Raw genomic sequence first — 16,275 nt, 5'->3', positions numbered from 1 at the left:
ATGGGGATTCGGGCCGGATCATTTTAACGTGTATAGGTAAAGAGGTCTTCCAGTTCCCGGTCAGACAGTTCCGTCATCCATTGACTGGATTGGATGAACTGATCCGACATCGCCTGTTTTTCCGTAAGCAGGGAATCAATTTTTTCTTCGACTGTCCCGATCGTCACAAATTTATGCACATGCACGAATTGCGTCTGGCCGATCCGGTACGCCCGGTCTGTTGCCTGGTTTTCAACGGCCGGATTCCACCAGCGATCCGCATGAAGTACGTGCGTCGCAGCGGTCAGGTTCAGCCCCGTGCCGCCGGCTTTCAATGACAGCACGAACACCGGAAAGTCGCCTGCCTGGAAAGAGGCCACAAGCGCATCGCGTTTCGCTTTCGGCATGCTGCCGGTCAAAAACGGCACTTCAAAGCCGTACAGCTCGTTCAATGCTTCCTGCAGGAAATGCCCCATGCCGATATACTGGGTGAAAATGAGGCATTGCTCCCCGCGTTCGGCAATATCACCAGCCATCGTCACAATCCGCTCCAGCTTCTGTGACCGTGGCAGAATTTCATCCGCAGTCGTGAACGGTTCTTTCAGATACAGAGCCGGATGATTGCACAGCTGTTTGAGCTTGCTGAGCATTTTCAGCACGAGCCCTTTGCGCTCAAAGCCCGACAGCGTCTCCATTTTCCCGAGCGTTTCCTGTACAAGTCCCTCGTACAGCGCCGCCTGTTCAGGTGTCAGCGGGCAATATTCCAGCTGTTCCTGTTTTTCCGGCAGGTTCAGCTGCAGCTCCGGATCTTTCTTCGTCCGGCGCAGCAGAAACGGCTGGATGCGCCGGCGCAGCTGTTCTTTATGCGATTCGGAATCGTCCCGTTCAATCGGAACGATGAATTGCTCTTTAAAACGGCTGATCCGGTACAGATAGCCTTTATTGATGAAATCGAAAATCGCCCATAACTCACTCAGCCGGTTCTCAATCGGAGTGCCGGTCAGCGCGATATGGTGCTGTCCCTTGAGTTTCCGGAGAACGCGCGATTGTTTCGTCTGGATGTTCTTGATGTTCTGCGCTTCATCGAGCGTGACGCTTGTCCACTCGATTGCCTGCAATGCTTCGGCGTCCGATGAGGCAATGCCGTAAGTCGACAGAACAACATCAGGCGCAGAGTCGGTAAGGGAAGACTGGAAATCTTCCTCTTTCGCCCGGCTCCCTCCGTAATGCGACACCACCCGGAGATCCGGTGCAAACCGTTCCAATTCTTTTTGCCAATTGCCGAGCACACTTGTCGGACAAATGATCAGCGACGGTCTGGCCTGCGGGGTGCGGTGCACATGGAGCAGGTAGGCGATCAGCTGGACGGTTTTGCCGAGACCCATATCGTCTGCCAGGCACAAGCCAAAGCCTTGTTCCCGCATGAAGACGAGGTAATCGAAACCGATTTTCTGATACGGCCGAAGATCCGCCTGGAGGCCGGCCGGGATGACGGTTTCCGGCAAGTCACGCTTTTCAAGCAACCGGTCGAGCAGTTCCTGCAGCGACTGATGCAGCCGGAACTCAACGAGCGGATCTTCCAGCTCCAGTTCATCTCCCTGCTCTTCCAGTTCCGGCATATCCTTGAACAATAGATCCTTGATGGTCCAGTTCTCGCCGTCGGCTTCATCAATCAGCGTCCGGAGCTTTTGCAGCAAGGCCGGATCTACCCGGACCCACTCGCCGCCGACCCGGATGAACTGCCGGTTTTCTTCGACGAGGCTCTCAAATTCCTGCCGGGTCACTTCATGGCCGTTCAATGAAAATTGCCAGTCGAACTTCACCAATTCATCAAGGCCGACTGCCGACTGCTTCTTAACCGGTCCGCCGACGTTCGCTTTGACGCGGACTTTCGATTCCTGCACAGCCCGAAGCCACGCGGGGAGTGACAATTCAACCCCGAACGCCTGCAGAAGCTCTGCATCTTCCCGCAAAAAAGCCAGGACATCCGCATCAGTCAGATCCGTCGAATAAAAGCAGTCCGGATTTGGCGGTTCCGTGGTCGGACACAGACTCAGCATCAATTGCTGCTGGCGCCGGATCTCTTCAGCATGGTCCCGCCATTTCGCCGGCAGCGCCTGATCGATCGGTGCCGTTCTCCGGCTGGCTGGCGGTGTCCAGTAGACCGAACCGCGCTTTGAACGGATGACCGTTTCGAACGTCCAATAGGCGGATTCCTCGGGTTCGCTCAGCCGCATGCCGATCACATAATCATCATTTTCCGGCAGGCCATCCCACCCCGCTTCTTTCAGGAATGGCAGGAGGGCAGGCAATAGGGCAGATGTCAGGTTTTTCGCCTGCAGCTGCTGTTCAATCGCCTGTTCCAGGAACCGGCGGACTTCCGGAGAAGCGTAGGAATCGCCGATTACAACTTGTCCGTCCTGTTCTGTGACAGCATCCCACAGCAGCGGATCTTCCATCCGGTTCGCCGACTCCTCGGCGAGGGACAAGAGCTGCCGGTCTTCTGAACGCAAACCTTCAAAAGAAACAAAATGATGCGGTGGACGCTGAAACAGCCGGACGAATTCCGCCGATGTCATCAGCAGTTCAAGTCCGTCTTCTTCCGCGCCCATTCCGAAAAAGCTTGTTTTATCCCAGAAATACAAATACGGTTTCCATTGTTCCGGCGGGACCGGCTGACCGGTTTCAGTCACTGCGGTCACCCGGAAAGGCATTCCCTGGTCGATGCTGAGGAAGTATGTCATGTTGCTGTCGGTTGTAAAACGCATCATACCAACTGTCCTTTCTCGATTTCCTGCTGCAGGGCCCGAAGCCGCTTGTACCGCAGTTTGATTTCATTCATATACGATTCGAAAAACGGCAGCTGGCCGCTCTTCTTGCAGGCGGTCTTCATCCGTTTCCATATGCGGACGGCCTGTTTGTAGCCGGATCGGCTGCGTTCCTCGACATGCTGCAGCGCGTAAAAATGATAAAGCGGGAGCACACAGTCAGGCGCAGCAGCCTGCACTTCCTTCAGTCCGCATTCTTCCGCAAAATACAGCGGCGACCGGTGCCTTTGATGAAGTTCAGCCCATTTGCGGAACTCCTGCCGGTCGATCAGATAAGCGGAGTAGGCAGGGAGCCCGTAGCGGCCGAATTGGCTGAACAGCTCTTCCCATTCCGATTCACTGAGTTCTGCCGCTGTGAACAGCCGGCTCAGCGTTTTCACATTCGCTTCCCGGTACTGCGGATGGATTTCATTGAATAAAAAGCGTTCCACGTGTGGCCGGATACCCGAAAGGATCCGCTGCATCGCATCCTGACGGCCGTTTTCCCGGGCCAGTTCAGCGAGCTCGATCCATACGGACAATTCATCGGCAGCCGGCTGGATATCGCCGATTTCCCGGTTCAGCAAGAGGTCGAAGAAGACTTCCAGCCGATTATCGGTTCCCGCAATACGGGCCGCTTCCTGTTCGCGCAGCCGTTTAGTGGTGAACAGCAATTCCCAGAACAGCCGGTATACGCTGAAACGGGCAGCGAACGTTTCATCCTGTTTTTCAGCGAACCGGTGCACCTGTTCTTCGAGCACGTCGAAAAACGGATCGTGTGCAAACGTCCGGTGCTGCACGCTCAGCTGTTCCAGCAAGGAAGTCAGCGATTGAATTTCTTCTTCCAGCCAGCGCCCGAAAAAGGAATGATGCATCTCGTGGATGCCGTCCCGGTAAAATTCCCAAGCATGGACGAGCGATAAAAAATGCGCATAGACGCGGAACAGCGTCTTCCATTCCCGCTCGAACGGCAAATAAGCCAGCACGGCATTCAACCGGTTTTCATACAGCTGGGAAAAATAAAAAAAGTTGCGCCGGGTGTATTCGGGAATCGGTTCCTGCCAGACACTCTTCACGATCGCAAGCCACTGGGCGGGCGACCGCTCGTCGGGCATCAGCAGCAGCTGCTCATTTTTCTTGGCGCGCCAGTCTGCCACCCAGCCTGAGAGCGATCCGACTTTCTGATACAGCCCAAAAATGACCGCGAGCCGGTGCCGGCACATATCTTCTTCCGGGCAGCTGCAGCTGGACAGCAGATCGTTGAAATTCAGCACGACTTTTACGGTATGCACGTCTTTGACTGTCGCTTCGAGCAATTGTGTTTCTTCATTAAAAGACTGAAAAGTAACGCCGCCATGGCGCACGAAAAAGACTGCTTTTCGAACCATCTCTTCATCCCGTTCGCTGGACGGGTGAAGTGTGCTGTCGACAGCAGTCATGAAATCAGAGATCGTTTCTTCAAATCGTTTTGCCAGCGCTTGAACGGTGGCCATAGACATCGCCCCAAAATGTAAACTTTGAATATCCGCCTGAAGCGGGTCATACGGCAGCCTTTGCTGCACTATCCCTCTATTATACGACTTTCAGGGCCTGCCGTAAACGAGTAAGGGATCATTCACTCGGATTCGCTGCACGCTGTCGCCGGATATCATCGGTGAATTTGCGGATCAGGATGGGCCGGATTTCAGAAGGAAGCTCCGTGAACTCGGTGATGAACCGGCGGAACGAAGCGTCCATCAAGACATCTTGATACAAATCGAAATAGGATTTATAATACTGTTCCTGCAGCTCTTTCGTTTGATCCGGCTGCAGGCGCAGCTTATCCCGGCTGCCGAACAGCGCATCGATGACCAGCTGATCGGGAAGCGAATAAGCGCGCTGGAATTCCGGGATGGCCTCGGTGGAAATGCGGCGCGAGCCGTTCTCATAACGGCTGAGTGTCGAAGCGGTAACGTTAAGCCGGCGGGCAATCTCTTTTTGGGGGATGCCGAGTGTTTCCCGGTAGGTTTTCAGCAATTGATAAAATTCCATATTGTCAACCCTCTCTTGTGCCAACTGTACGAAAGAAGAGGGAAGAGGTGAGGAAAATTGACAAAACGTCAATTTAAGGCAGTTTATGTAAATACCTTTTGATTTTTGAAACTTATACAGTAATATAAGATTAAGTTTTATCCAAAAAAAACCAACAAGACAGGAGAATGAGCTTGGCGTGCGTCTACATGTTGACGATACCGGTAGTGAGTCGGGGCACTAAACAGCAGGAAAGAGAGCGATGGAGTGTATTTATCCGGGAATCAGCTATTGAATACCATTGTCTGACCCTCGATGTATCAATTACCAGTGACCGCTTGGAAATTTCCCGCGTTAAGTTACAGGATGGGTATTTTGAGAAAATCCAGGTGGATTTGAAAAACCGGCGGATTCTTTTCTGGTCACTGCAGATGGACGAGCGGCAAGTGAAACGCTGTTTCAACCGGATGATGGAGGAACTCATTCTCCGGACAGACAGCAAGCGGCTCGTATTCATGTCATCTGCCGCGAATCGAAAAAAGAACTCCCTCGACACAAGGTGACCGCCTTGTGTTTTTTAATATTCATTTCAGGAAAACTATGGTATGATATAAGTAATCAGAAAATTCGTTTAAAAAAGGGGGCGAATAGCCATGATGTACGTTAAGCTGATGAAACCTTTCTATACAAAAAAAGAAAAACACCTCATCCGATTTGTCTTCGCGTATCAATATTTCTCACTTTTGAAAGATGATGAACTGTTCCACTTTGTACCAGTGGAAGGAAAAGAGATCGTTGTGAATCTGAATACCTTCCAAGTCGAGAACCTGTCAGAAGTCTTTGTTTTTCAGAAAGGCAACCGGTTTATCCGGCTTCCGCTGTATCAGCTCCTGCTCATATCCGATATTCATCTGCACCTTCAGACCATATTGGAAGGCGAAAGGGCGCATGCCGCTGATGTAACCGAGCAATCCATCCGGGAAGCGGCAGAGGCGATTGAATTTCTTGAAATGGAAAATATTTCGCGCATGATCGATTATGCGCTCGAACAGCGGGATGAAGTGATGTTTCATGAATTGATATCACGGCAAATGAATGGAGGATGCCCAAGTGAATAAAGCCGATTGCTAGAACGCCTGCCAGGCGATGGAGTGGCAGGCGTTTTCATATGGGCAAAATCCAGTGGACGGGTGCCGGAAATAAGAGACGGTGTTGCAATTTCTGAACGGTTCGGCTACAGTTGCCGTATTGAAAGGAAGGGATAGAATGCGCAAACAGCCAGAAAGACTGAAAAAAGGGGATACGGTCGGAGTCATTTCCCCGTCAAGTCCGGTCGACCGGGAAAGCCTGCAGCGCGCTTTGCCGTTTCTCAGGGATATGGGACTCAATGTGAAGCTCGGCCAGGCGGCTGAACGGGATCTCGGCTATTTGGCAGGGACGGACGCCGAACGGCTTGCTGATTTTCATGCCATGTTTGAAGACCCGGACGTACAAGGCATCATTTGTGCCGGCGGCGGATTCGGTGCAGCAAGAATTGTAGACCGGATTGACTATCAGCTCGTTCGGGAACAGCCAAAAGTGTTCTGGGGCTTTTCTGATATCACGGTCCTGCATACGGCGATCGGCCAATATGCAGACCTGGTCACGTTTCACGGTCCGATGTTGGCATCAAATGTTGGCAAGCCGGAATTCACGGAATTGAGCGCCAAGATGTTCGGTCAGCTGCTCGAGCCCCGGGAACTCCATTATAATGAAGCGATCTCACCGCTGACGGCCATCCGGGGCGGTATCGCCCAAGGGGAATTGGTCGGCGGCAATCTGACGCGGATCCGTGATCTGATCGGCACGAAATTCGATCTTGAAATGGCCGGCAAAATTCTGCTCATTGAAGACGTCAGCAATGATCCGGAGCGGGCGGACAGCCAGCTGACCCAGTTGCGGCTGGCCCGGAAATTCGAGGATGCAGCAGGAATCGTGATCGGCGACTTCAAGGAAGACGCCGAGTCAGCCGATCCATCGGGCCGGGCATTACAGGAAGTGTTCCGCCATCATTTCGGCAATCTTGGCGTGCCGGTCGTCAGCGGCTTTAAGATCGGGCATTGCGAGCCACATTTCGCCGTGCCGCTCGGAGCAGACGCCCGGCTTGATGGCGACGCCAAAACGCTGACCGTGCTTCCGGGCATCCGGTAAAATGGCGGAAACATGCGATCTGTGATATAATAGCGTAAGCTTGTTTGCACAGAAAGGCGTGGATAGGAATGGCATTTCAACCAAACGAAAAAGAAGTATCGGAATTTGTCCAAGCCCGCAGAATCGGGGAATGGATCCAATTCACACGCAATGGAGTGGAAGTTCCCGGCACTATTTTCAAAATTCTTGAGAATTCCGTGATCGTTGAGATCTCACCGGAAGATGCAAAAGAAATTGGAGCGGCTTCCAATCTCACTGTCATCTCCCATAAGAAATATAAAATCATGGAATAAGCGAACTCCCGCGTAATGCGGGAGTTTCTTTATTGATTTGCCATTTAAAAATTCTCCTGTATTTGGTAAAGTAAGAGAAACTAAACTCGTTACAGAGATTGAAAGGAACTGCGATATGGTCTTCGACTTTTCATTCTGGCGCTATGCTTTCCGGCAGCACGCTTTGGTCCGTCATCTGCAAGAAGCAAAAATGCGCCACTTCGGTCGCCGGCTCGCCTGGATTTGGCTCATCGGCCTCCTTGTGTTTGCCGTCCGGGAGATTTGGGGGCTGGGTACAGCCGGACTGACGCCGATCCTTGCAGCGGGTCAATGGGATACATATACGATCGCCCGCTGGACCTCACTCCTTGGCACACTGGTTTGGGCAGTCCTTTACCTGGCATTCCATACATATATCATCGCCCTGCTGTTCCGGCTGTTCATGCGTATGCCTTGGCGGGCGGCACTCGTCATGCAGGCATACGCCGTCAGCTTATTGATTTTCGAAAAAGCGCTTATACTGGCCGTATTCTCCGCACTCGGCTATACCGTGTTGCTATCGTTCCTGTCACTCGGACCGTTAGCCGCGACATTTTTGCATGAACCGTTCCTGATCTTATTTTTCAATCAGCTGACCATTATCACGGCGCTCATCATCGGCATTCAATACCGCTATGCCCGGGCGTTCACGACATGGAAGCCGTGGCTCATTCTGACGGTGCTCATCCTCGCGCATATCGTCGGCGCACTTATCACGGCATCCATGAGCTACGTTCCGTTCGATGACATCCTGACCGGTTTCATGGAAAGGGGCGGTTCAGTTGAATAAATTCCTTAAAACCATTCTGATTATATCGCTCATTGCCTTTATCGCTGTTAATGCCATCCTGCTGTTCGGAAAAGACAGCGTATTTCCGAAATGGGTATACGTCCACGATTACGCAGAGACGTATACCGGCACTTACACAGCAACGCTTCCAAAAGCTGCGCTCACAGTCCCGGCGAGTGAAACGGTCATCTCAGCTCCAGGCGACAGCGCGGTCGAATACTGGATCGCCAAGCAGGGCGACCCCGTTGAAATCGGTGCTGAGCTGGCCATGCTGGACTCCGAAGAAGCCGAAGAACAGCGTGCGGTTTGGGAAACGGAACTTGCGGCACTCGAGCGGGAACGGGATGAAGTCGAAGCGGCGCTTGATAATCTGGAAGACGAACTCGACCGGCAGGATACCACTGCAAGCGAATCAACGACGACCCGCATACCGGGAGCCCGCTCCGATGGAACTGTTAATGATGGAACTGCTGATAATGGAACCGGCACCAATGGGAATGGTGCAAACGGAACCGGCACCAACGGAAATGGAACCACCGGTGGCGGAGAAGTGAATGTCGACATCAATATTGAAGTGCCGCAGCAAGGGGCTTACGCAGCGGGAATTGCTCAGCTCGAACAGCAAATCGCTGCCATCACCCGTGATATTGAAGTGGTGGAAGCCCAGCTGAACAGAACGATTACAGAACCTATACTGCTCAGCCCGGTCAACGGCACCATAGCGGAAATCCAGGATAACAGCCTCGTCGTTTATTCTGAAGACCGCAGCTTCCGGACGTATGTCACAGAAGACCAGTGGCTCGAAATACAGCCGGGCGACAAAGCATACATCCAAGCGCCGGGCCTCGATGCCGCCATACCGGCCGTCATCCGGGAAATCGCCGAAGTGCCGGCCGGCAGTGACGAATGGTTCCATGCCTACCGTGTGCTGGAACCGGAAACGCCGGCCAACCCGATGGCTTTCTACGCCGTTGACTTCGACATCGTCGCCGACTTTGAACCTGTCATTGACGAGGAAACCGTTACGGAAGAAGCAGCCGACACCGAAGTGACGGATCCATGGCTCGCTGCGGCCGGCCTGCCGTTCGGCAGCACGGCCACTGCCGCCATCATCACCGAAGAAGCGGCAGAAGCCGTCGCCCTGCCGGAATCGTGGATCGTTGGCCGGTTGGAAAATGACACCGGCTACGTATTTGCGCTGACACCGGAAGGGCGTGCAGCTCCGGTGCCAATCACCATCGACTTCGATTTGTATGGCCGCACCATATTGGCAGGCGGCGTGCCGCCCGAAATCGTCGTGCTCAATGAAAGCCAGCTCGCCGACTACCGGGAAGCGCCGGCCATCTTCATGCCGATGCCGCTTGAATGGCCGGACTGGGATCTGGTCGGGAACTCCTATTGGGAAGACTACGTGCCTTATTTATTTGAATAAAAGACGATGAAAAGCCCGCGGAAGCGGGCTTTTTTTTGTTGTAAAAGGAATGAAGCGGATGGTAATTCGCTTGGAAGTATCTCGGGTTTTTAAAGAGCATTCAGTTCTTCTTAAAGAGCACTCAGTTCTCCTTAAAGAGCACTCACCCGGCTTTAATCATCACTCAGCCGATTTTAAAATGCATTCAGCTTGTCATAGCAGTGTCTTCAATTTTCAATGCCCACTAGCTTTTCCCAAAGGAACTTCAAAGCAAATTCACTTCCACCTTAAAACATGACTCAATATAAACTCATGAATTCACCATCAATCACAATCGCCTGGTCAATCACATTCTCGCCGTCACTCACTTAGGTACCCGCTTGACTACCTGTCGCAGATAAATGTCAGCATCGATTGCATGAATTCGCTATAATGAAAGGGAATAAGGCAATCTGAAGGAGGCGGGGATATGAGCTTGTTTTGGGACACACCGGATAAGCTGCAGCAGCTTGTATGCGAATTGGTCAGCTGGCAAAGTGTTTCATTGACTGAGGGAGAAGAGGTCTTTCCGTATAAATTGAAAGAGAAGATGGAAGCTATTCCATATTTTCAGGAGAACCCGGAACACCTCGAACTGGGCCAGGTGAATTGGGGGCGTCAGTATTTGACGGCGTTGTACAAGCATGCGGATGTGGCGGAGACGATCGTGCTGATCAGTCATTTCGATACAGTCGGTACTGAGGAGTACGGTGACCTGGAGGAATTGGCTTATTACCCGGAGGCCTTAACGGCTGCCTTCAAAAACGTTCCGGGCGAATTATATGCGGATGCCTTGGCGGATCTCAAGTCAGGGGAGTACTTGTTTGGACGCGGCATCATGGACATGAAAGCAGGACTGGCTTTACATATGGCGATGATCGAAAAAGCGGCAGCCGAACAATGGCCGATCAACCTTGTCCTCATCACGGTGCCGGATGAAGAAGTGAATTCGGCCGGCATGCGCTATGGCACCCAAAAACTGCTCTATCTCGCGCGTCATTATCAGCTTGAGTATGTGTTATTCCTGAATGCCGAACCGGTATTTCCGATGCAGCCCGGCGACGAGAACCATTACGTCTACACCGGCTCGATCGGCAAGATTTTGCCATCCGCATTATTTTATGGCCGGGAAACGCATGTCGGCTCACCGCTCGCCGGTATCAGCTCAAGCTATATTTCCACATATCTGACCCGGCTCATGGAATGGAATCCAGCATTCCGGGAAACGGATCACGGCGAATCAACGCCGCTTCCAGTCACGATCATGCAGCAGGACCTGAAACAGGGCTATTCGGCGCAGACACCGTACCGGACGAGCGCCTACTATAACGTGATTGTGATGAAAAAGGATGCGGATGATGTGCTCGAGCAATTCGAAGCGGTCGCACGCGAAGCAGCGGCAAACTGCAACCAGGATTATCTCGATATGTGTATGCGGGAAGGCATTCAGCCGGTCGGTGAAGTGAGCGTCCTCCGGTTCGATGAGCTCGTCGAGTATGCCACCGGTAAATTCGGACGCGATTACGTGAAGGATATTCTGACGGACACCGTCATGCATCCGGGCTGGGACGTCCGCGAAAAATCGATGCACATCACCGACGTTCTCCTCATTAATTGCCAGGAGCTGACGCCGGCCATCGTGCTGCTGTTCGCGCCGCCGTTCTACCCGCCGGTGAATTCGACGGGTGACCCGCTCGTCCAGGCATGCGTGGAACAAATCACCGAAAATGCACGCAGTAAATTCGGGCTGGCCATCACGCAGGCACATTATTTCAACGGCATGTCGGATCTCAGCTACGTCAATTATGGAGATCGGGGCGACGGCTGGATCGTCTACGAGAACAACACGCCGATTTATGGTGATGACTATAGCATTCCGTTTGAAACGATGAAGCGGCTGAATGCGCCGGTCATGAACGTCGGTCCGTTCGGCAAAGATGCCCACAAGCGGAGCGAACGTCTCCATAAACGCAACGCTTTTGACGAAATGCCAGTCCTGCTTGAAGATATGATCAAAACCATTTTAGTGAAAAGCCGCAGCTGATGCGGCTTTTATTTTTGCTGTCAAATCCCCGTTTTGCCCCATATAGCGCCGGCAAATTTTTAATTTGGAAAAAAACGGGATTTATTCGAATAAACGCGGTACACTCGAATCAAAAAGGAGAGAAGCGATTGATCATCAAATACCGGACACCGCCAAAGAAACTGGCGGCCTATGAAGCATTGCTCCGGCGCCTGCCGGAACAGCATCCAGAATGGGGGCGTATCATGGAAGGACTGGAGTCGGTGCGTGCAGGGTTCGGCGGTGAAGTGCATTTTGATGGCATCATGGATCATTTCAGTCCGGCATATGCGCACGTGGTTCTGCGGGATTTGGCATTGCCCGGTCCGTACTGGTGTCAGGCGGACACGCTCGTCATCACCCGAAGCTGTATTTTTTTGCTCGAAGTCAAGAACATGCAGGGGAAGCTGTATTTCAAGTCGAATCCGGCGGCACTGCATCAGGTGAAATCGGACGGCACGCTGAAAATCCACGACTGTCCGGTCATCCAAGTGCGGACGACCATGCTGAAAATCGAGCGCTTCATGCGGAATGCGGGCATCCTATTGCCTGTCATCCCATTGATCGTCGTCGCCTATCCTTCGCAAGTCGTCGAACAGCCGCCTGCTGATATGCGCCTGCTCGCCGCCCGGGAAGTCAATTATCATTTGTCCAAGATGGACCTGGGCAAGGCGCTGATTTCAGAAGCAGACATGCTGACACTGGGCAGGCTGCTGGTTTCAGCGCACCGGGATTACGATCCATCTCCGGTCATCCGGACATTTAAAATTCACCCGGATGATGTGACGGTGGGCGTTTGCTGTTCCAACTGCGGCCGTTTCAGCATGGAATATGCTGCGCGGCGGTGGAAATGCGGAAGCTGTCATGCCTATAGTACAGACGCTCACTATCAGGCGATCGACGACTGGTTCATGCTCCTGAAAACAGACATTTCCACGCGCGAATGCCAGCAATTTCTTGGTGTGAAGCGAGCCGATGTCGCCAAGCGTATGCTGAAGAGCTTTGATTTGGCGGAAAGCGGAAGTAAGAAGTATAGAAGATATGCGAAAAAGCATTAATCCTTCCTGAGCGGAAGGCTTTTTTTATTGGAATCAAGAGGGGGAAGCGATGAAGCAGATGAGATTATAGTAAGAATGACCATTAAAATTTGAAGAACCTTCACCGGGAGGACGAGTGCATTTTAAAATGGGCTGGGTGACGATTAAAGCTGAGTGAATGGACATTAAGGAGAAATGAGTGCACATTAAAAAAAGTTGAGTGCGTTTTAAAACCTGGAAACACCTTTAAAAGAAGCCGGGTGCGCAGTAGGGAGATCCGAATATACTTCAAACTCTGAACGCTCCCTCCAGTGTGCCCACCTGAGAGTCGGGCCGCGAATACAACTTTTCTTTTCCCGGCAACTTCCAGGTATTTGCTGCGTCTTAATTGCGAAGGGAAAGTTCTAAGGAGGATAACCCTTAAAGTATTTAAATACCGCTATCCATGGTAAGCTATAAGGAGCTAGTAATAAAACCGATGCCAAGACGCAGGGTGTGAAGAAAATTCCTATTTCTATTTGAGATGCTTTCCGTTGATTCAAGAGCCGATACACCCAATTTATTTCTTAAAAATGTGCTAAAAGTCGGTTATTTTTGTTGTACTTTAACGATAATATAAGGGTATCTGGAAAAGAGGGTTATGGGGAAATCGATCAAGTAAGGGGAGTTCTGCATGAAGAAATGGGTTTTTGCACTCGCAATTGTTTTTGGGGCAGCAATACCGGCAGCTGTTGCCGAGGATGGGCCGTTCCGTGATGTGCCGGCTAATTTTTGGGCAGCTGATGCGATATATGAACTGGAAGACGCTGAAGTTATCGGGGAAACGCCGGATAAAACATACAATCCGCATAAAGCGATTGAGCGGGATGAAGCGATACAGATTCTTGCCAACGCCTTGAATCTGGAATTGGGCAAATTCGACAGTTCCGCTGTGCCGGAATTTTTGGATCTGCAGCCGGGCGACCTGGCATACGAGGAAGCGATTGCCTTGGTCGAGCAGGGCATTCTGACGAATACAGAAGCGCTTAATCCGAATGAAACATTGACGCGGAGTGAAGCGGCAGAACTGCTCGTTAAAGCATTTGACCTGCAGCTGTCAGAAGAGACGCCGGTATTCAAAGACGTACCCGGCCCGCATTGGGCGCATGAGTATACACAAATTGTAGCCGGCCTGGGCATCCTGGAAGGCTCGACGGCGGATACATTTGAACCGGATAAAGGAATATCCCGGGCATATTTTGCAGTCATTATCGACCGGGCGCTTGATTATGCCGCTTCCCTTGCAAATGAAAGTACAAAAGACAAGCAGGTTGAAACAGCTGAAGAAGAATCATCGGCTCCAGCGGAAGAACAATCTGCCGTGCCGACCGGTACTTATACCGTTAAAAGTGGCGATGCGCTGTACGACATTGCATTGAATGCCGGCGTATCGGTCGATGAATTGAAGCAGTGGAATAACCTGCAGTCAAATATCATCGACATCGGGCAGGAATTGAAAGTACCTTCTTCTTTTGAACCGGCAGAGGAAACACAGCCTTCCGATGAAGAACCGGCAATTGAAGAACCACCGGCTCCAGCGGAAGAACAATCTGCCGCTCCGGCTGGTGCCTATACTGTTAAAAGTGGGGATACGCTTTACAGCATTGCCTTGGATGCCGGCGTATCGGTCGATGAATTGAAGCAGTGGAATAACCTGCAGTCAAACATCATCGACATCGGAGAGGAACTGAAAGTGCCTTCTTCTTTTGACCCGGCAGAGGAAACGGTGACAAAAGAAACACCGGCAAAAGAAACACCAGTGAAAGAAACATCGGCGAAAGAAGAGCCGGCTGAAGAAGCGGCGCCGGCTGAAGAATCACAGCCGATCATCAGCGGCGAGGAAGGGCTGTCGGCAGACGAGCAGCGCAGCATTGAACTCGTTAACCTGGAGCGCAGCAAAACAGGCGCATCTCCTGTGATTGCAGATGAAAAATTGAATCGCATTGCGCAGGTGAAAGCGGAAGACATGGCCGCGAATCATTATTTCGATCATACTTCTCCGACATACGGATCGCCGTTTGAGATGGCGTATAACTTCGGGTATTCTTACCAGATGTACGGCGAAAATCTGGCGATCGGATATACGACACCAGGCGCAGCCATGACAGGCTGGATGAACTCGGACAGCCACCGGACGAATTTACTGAACCCGGGCTATACGCAAATGGGGGTTGGTCATGCAGTGGATGAAGCCGGTACGGATTATTGGGTTCACTTATTCTCCCGTCAATAAAATATGAAAACGCGGAAACCGATTGCCGGTTGCCGCGTTTTTTTGTGTTTTATTAGTTGAATCGCTTAAAGCTGTCAAATTTTGATTTCCAGTAAGAATTGTCGAGACTGGACACCTGCACGCCGCCCGAGCTGCCGGCGTGGATGAATTCACGATTGCCCAGGTAGATGCCCATATGGGAAATGCCGCTTCTGTATGTATCCCGGAAAAAGACCAGGTCGCCAAGCTGAGGGGCAGTTACGGATACGGCGTAATTGTAATAGCCGGTCGTATTGGTCCGGCCCATCGACGATCCGGCCTGCTTGTATACGTAATAGATAAAGCCGCTGCAGTCAAAGCCGGCAGGTGTCGTGCCGCCCCATGCGTATGGCGCTCCGAGGAGGGGCGTCGCGATGCTGATCGGATTCCGGTTGCTTTCTCCCGCGACTTCCGGCGGAGATGCCGGAGCCGGGACGGCAGCGGCTGTTCCATTGATTTTCAAGGACTGGCCAATATAGATCAGATCCGAAGTCAGGCTGTTCCACGTTTTGAGGGAACTTACGCTGACGCTGTATTTCCCGGCGATCCGGTTCAGTGTATCGCCTGCCGCAACTCGGTACGTAACGATATTTGAAGAAACGGGTGCAGGTGCAGGTGCCGGAGCCGGAGCTGCCGGCGCGGGAGAAGCGGGAGCCGGAGCGGAGGATGAAGAGACCTTAAGCTGCTGTCCGACATAAATGACATCTGTCTGCAAATTATTCCATTGCCGCAATTCAACAAGTGAAGAACCGGATTCAAGGGCGATGCGATAAAGCGTGTCGCCGCTTTTTACGGTATAAGTGCCGGAAGAGACAGGAGCTGCCGGTACAGAAGGCGAAGCTGCAGGCGCGGTGCTGTCAACTGAAACGCGCAGCTGCTGGTTCGGCACAATGGTGTTATCCGTCAAGCTGTTCCATTGTTTCAGGGCGGAAACGGAAATGCTGTGCTTGTGTGCGATTCCCCACAGTGTATCGCCGCTTTGGACCGTGTAATTGCTGGCGGATACGCTGTTCGCTGAAAGAGCAATCGATAAAATGACAGAAGCGGCAACAGATAAGGTCTTTTTATTCATCCTATTAAACTCCTCCAAAGTAACTAGTAGTGTCCTTAGTTTAGGTTACAATACCTAGCAGCGCAAGTACAATCAAGGCTGTAATATAAATGTAACAATAAAAGGTTTTTGAAAAAGAAAACGTAAAATAGCGTTTTTACTTACAGCAGAAGCGATTAAGAACTAAATTACAAAGCATTGGAAGAGGAGAGTGAATACATTTATCTGATTCATTTGTTACATACTTGTAATCTAAAAGTAACATTATGTTTCTTAATTTTATATTAGACTAAGGATA

General features: G+C 51.7%; 13 protein-coding genes. 9 read left to right on the top strand and 4 right to left on the bottom strand.

Features of this window, described 5'->3' with window-relative positions; all coding sequences use genetic code 11:
- Positions 1-23 precede the first annotated feature (23 nt).
- From B0X71_RS14860 to B0X71_RS14850, 3 genes are all read right to left on the bottom strand, one after another.
- Positions 24-2,750 carry a DEAD/DEAH box helicase gene (locus B0X71_RS14860; RefSeq protein WP_077590153.1) on the bottom strand — a complete coding sequence of 909 codons (2,727 nt, stop codon included), beginning with the start codon at positions 2,748-2,750 and terminating at the stop codon, positions 24-26.
- Positions 2,747-4,279, bottom strand: coding sequence for an SWIM zinc finger family protein (locus B0X71_RS14855; protein WP_077591023.1), 1,533 nt, complete (start codon positions 4,277-4,279; stop codon positions 2,747-2,749). The genes B0X71_RS14860 and B0X71_RS14855 overlap by 4 nt, the downstream gene beginning before the upstream one ends.
- Before the next feature lie 118 nt (positions 4,280-4,397).
- A complete protein-coding gene (locus B0X71_RS14850; protein ID WP_077590152.1) occupies positions 4,398-4,817 on the bottom strand; it encodes a helix-turn-helix domain-containing protein in 420 nt (139 codons plus the stop codon).
- A 173-nt stretch (positions 4,818-4,990) separates the two neighbouring features.
- Between B0X71_RS14850 and B0X71_RS14845 the strand changes: the two genes are divergently transcribed.
- From B0X71_RS14845 to B0X71_RS14805, 9 genes are all read left to right on the top strand, one after another.
- Positions 4,991-5,359, top strand: coding sequence for a hypothetical protein (locus tag B0X71_RS14845; protein ID WP_156889887.1), 369 nt, complete (start codon positions 4,991-4,993; stop codon positions 5,357-5,359).
- Between the two features lie 90 nt (positions 5,360-5,449).
- Positions 5,450-5,914, top strand: a complete 465-nt coding sequence (locus B0X71_RS14840; protein ID WP_077590150.1) for a transcriptional regulator — start codon at positions 5,450-5,452, stop codon at positions 5,912-5,914.
- A 148-nt stretch (positions 5,915-6,062) separates the two neighbouring features.
- Entirely contained in the window at positions 6,063-6,986 is a 924-nt protein-coding gene (locus B0X71_RS14835; protein WP_077590149.1) for a S66 peptidase family protein, read from the top strand.
- A gap of 68 nt (positions 6,987-7,054) precedes the next feature.
- Positions 7,055-7,279, top strand: a complete 225-nt coding sequence (locus tag B0X71_RS14830) for a DUF2187 family protein (RefSeq protein ID WP_077590148.1) — start codon at positions 7,055-7,057, stop codon at positions 7,277-7,279.
- A 190-nt stretch (positions 7,280-7,469) separates the two neighbouring features.
- Positions 7,470-8,087, top strand: a complete 618-nt coding sequence (locus B0X71_RS14825; protein WP_077591022.1) for a hypothetical protein — start codon at positions 7,470-7,472, stop codon at positions 8,085-8,087.
- A complete protein-coding gene (locus tag B0X71_RS14820; RefSeq protein WP_077590147.1) occupies positions 8,080-9,519 on the top strand; it encodes an efflux RND transporter periplasmic adaptor subunit in 1,440 nt (479 codons plus the stop codon). Before B0X71_RS14825 ends, B0X71_RS14820 begins: the two co-directional genes overlap by 8 nt.
- 448 nt (positions 9,520-9,967) lie before the next feature.
- The gene (locus B0X71_RS14815) at positions 9,968-11,581 is read left to right on the top strand and encodes a M20/M25/M40 family metallo-hydrolase (protein ID WP_077590146.1); all 1,614 of its coding nucleotides are present in this window, start codon (positions 9,968-9,970) and stop codon (positions 11,579-11,581) included.
- Positions 11,582-11,709: 128 nt separating this feature from the next.
- Positions 11,710-12,657 carry an NERD domain-containing protein gene (locus B0X71_RS14810; RefSeq protein WP_198038624.1) on the top strand — a complete coding sequence of 316 codons (948 nt, stop codon included), beginning with the start codon at positions 11,710-11,712 and terminating at the stop codon, positions 12,655-12,657.
- Positions 12,658-13,309: 652 nt separating this feature from the next.
- On the top strand, positions 13,310-14,908 hold the full coding sequence (locus B0X71_RS14805) for a LysM peptidoglycan-binding domain-containing protein (RefSeq protein ID WP_077590144.1): 1,599 nt from the start codon (positions 13,310-13,312) through the stop codon (positions 14,906-14,908).
- Positions 14,909-14,960: 52 nt separating this feature from the next.
- Here B0X71_RS14805 and B0X71_RS14800 read toward each other — a convergent pair whose 3' ends face one another.
- Positions 14,961-15,998, bottom strand: coding sequence for a C40 family peptidase (locus tag B0X71_RS14800; protein WP_077590143.1), 1,038 nt, complete (start codon positions 15,996-15,998; stop codon positions 14,961-14,963).
- Between the last annotated feature and the right edge of the window lie 277 nt (positions 15,999-16,275).

The sequence above is a fragment of the Planococcus lenghuensis genome (assembly GCF_001999905.1).
GTDB classification, from domain to species: domain Bacteria; phylum Bacillota; class Bacilli; order Bacillales_A; family Planococcaceae; genus Indiicoccus; species Indiicoccus lenghuensis.
Note: the sequence above shows the minus strand (reverse complement) of the source record. Positions and strands in the feature narration are given on the sequence as shown.

Excerpts from the sequence above, each read along its gene's own strand:
- B0X71_RS14835 (WP_077590149.1), top strand. The coding sequence starts at position 6,063 with ATGCGCAAACAGCCAGAAAGACTGAAAAAAGGGGATACGGTCGGAGTC.
- B0X71_RS14830 (WP_077590148.1), top strand. The coding sequence starts at position 7,055 with ATGGCATTTCAACCAAACGAAAAAGAAGTATCGGAATTTGTCCAAGCC.
- B0X71_RS14805 (WP_077590144.1), top strand. The coding sequence starts at position 13,310 with ATGAAGAAATGGGTTTTTGCACTCGCAATTGTTTTTGGGGCAGCAATA.
- B0X71_RS14850 (WP_077590152.1), bottom strand. The coding sequence starts at position 4,817 with ATGGAATTTTATCAATTGCTGAAAACCTACCGGGAAACACTCGGCATC.
- B0X71_RS14800 (WP_077590143.1), bottom strand. The coding sequence starts at position 15,998 with ATGAATAAAAAGACCTTATCTGTTGCCGCTTCTGTCATTTTATCGATT.
- B0X71_RS14855 (WP_077591023.1), bottom strand. The coding sequence starts at position 4,279 with ATGGCCACCGTTCAAGCGCTGGCAAAACGATTTGAAGAAACGATCTCT.
- B0X71_RS14825 (WP_077591022.1), top strand. The coding sequence starts at position 7,470 with ATGCGCCACTTCGGTCGCCGGCTCGCCTGGATTTGGCTCATCGGCCTC.
- B0X71_RS14860 (WP_077590153.1), bottom strand. The coding sequence starts at position 2,750 with ATGATGCGTTTTACAACCGACAGCAACATGACATACTTCCTCAGCATC.
- B0X71_RS14815 (WP_077590146.1), top strand. The coding sequence starts at position 9,968 with ATGAGCTTGTTTTGGGACACACCGGATAAGCTGCAGCAGCTTGTATGC.
- B0X71_RS14840 (WP_077590150.1), top strand. The coding sequence starts at position 5,450 with ATGATGTACGTTAAGCTGATGAAACCTTTCTATACAAAAAAAGAAAAA.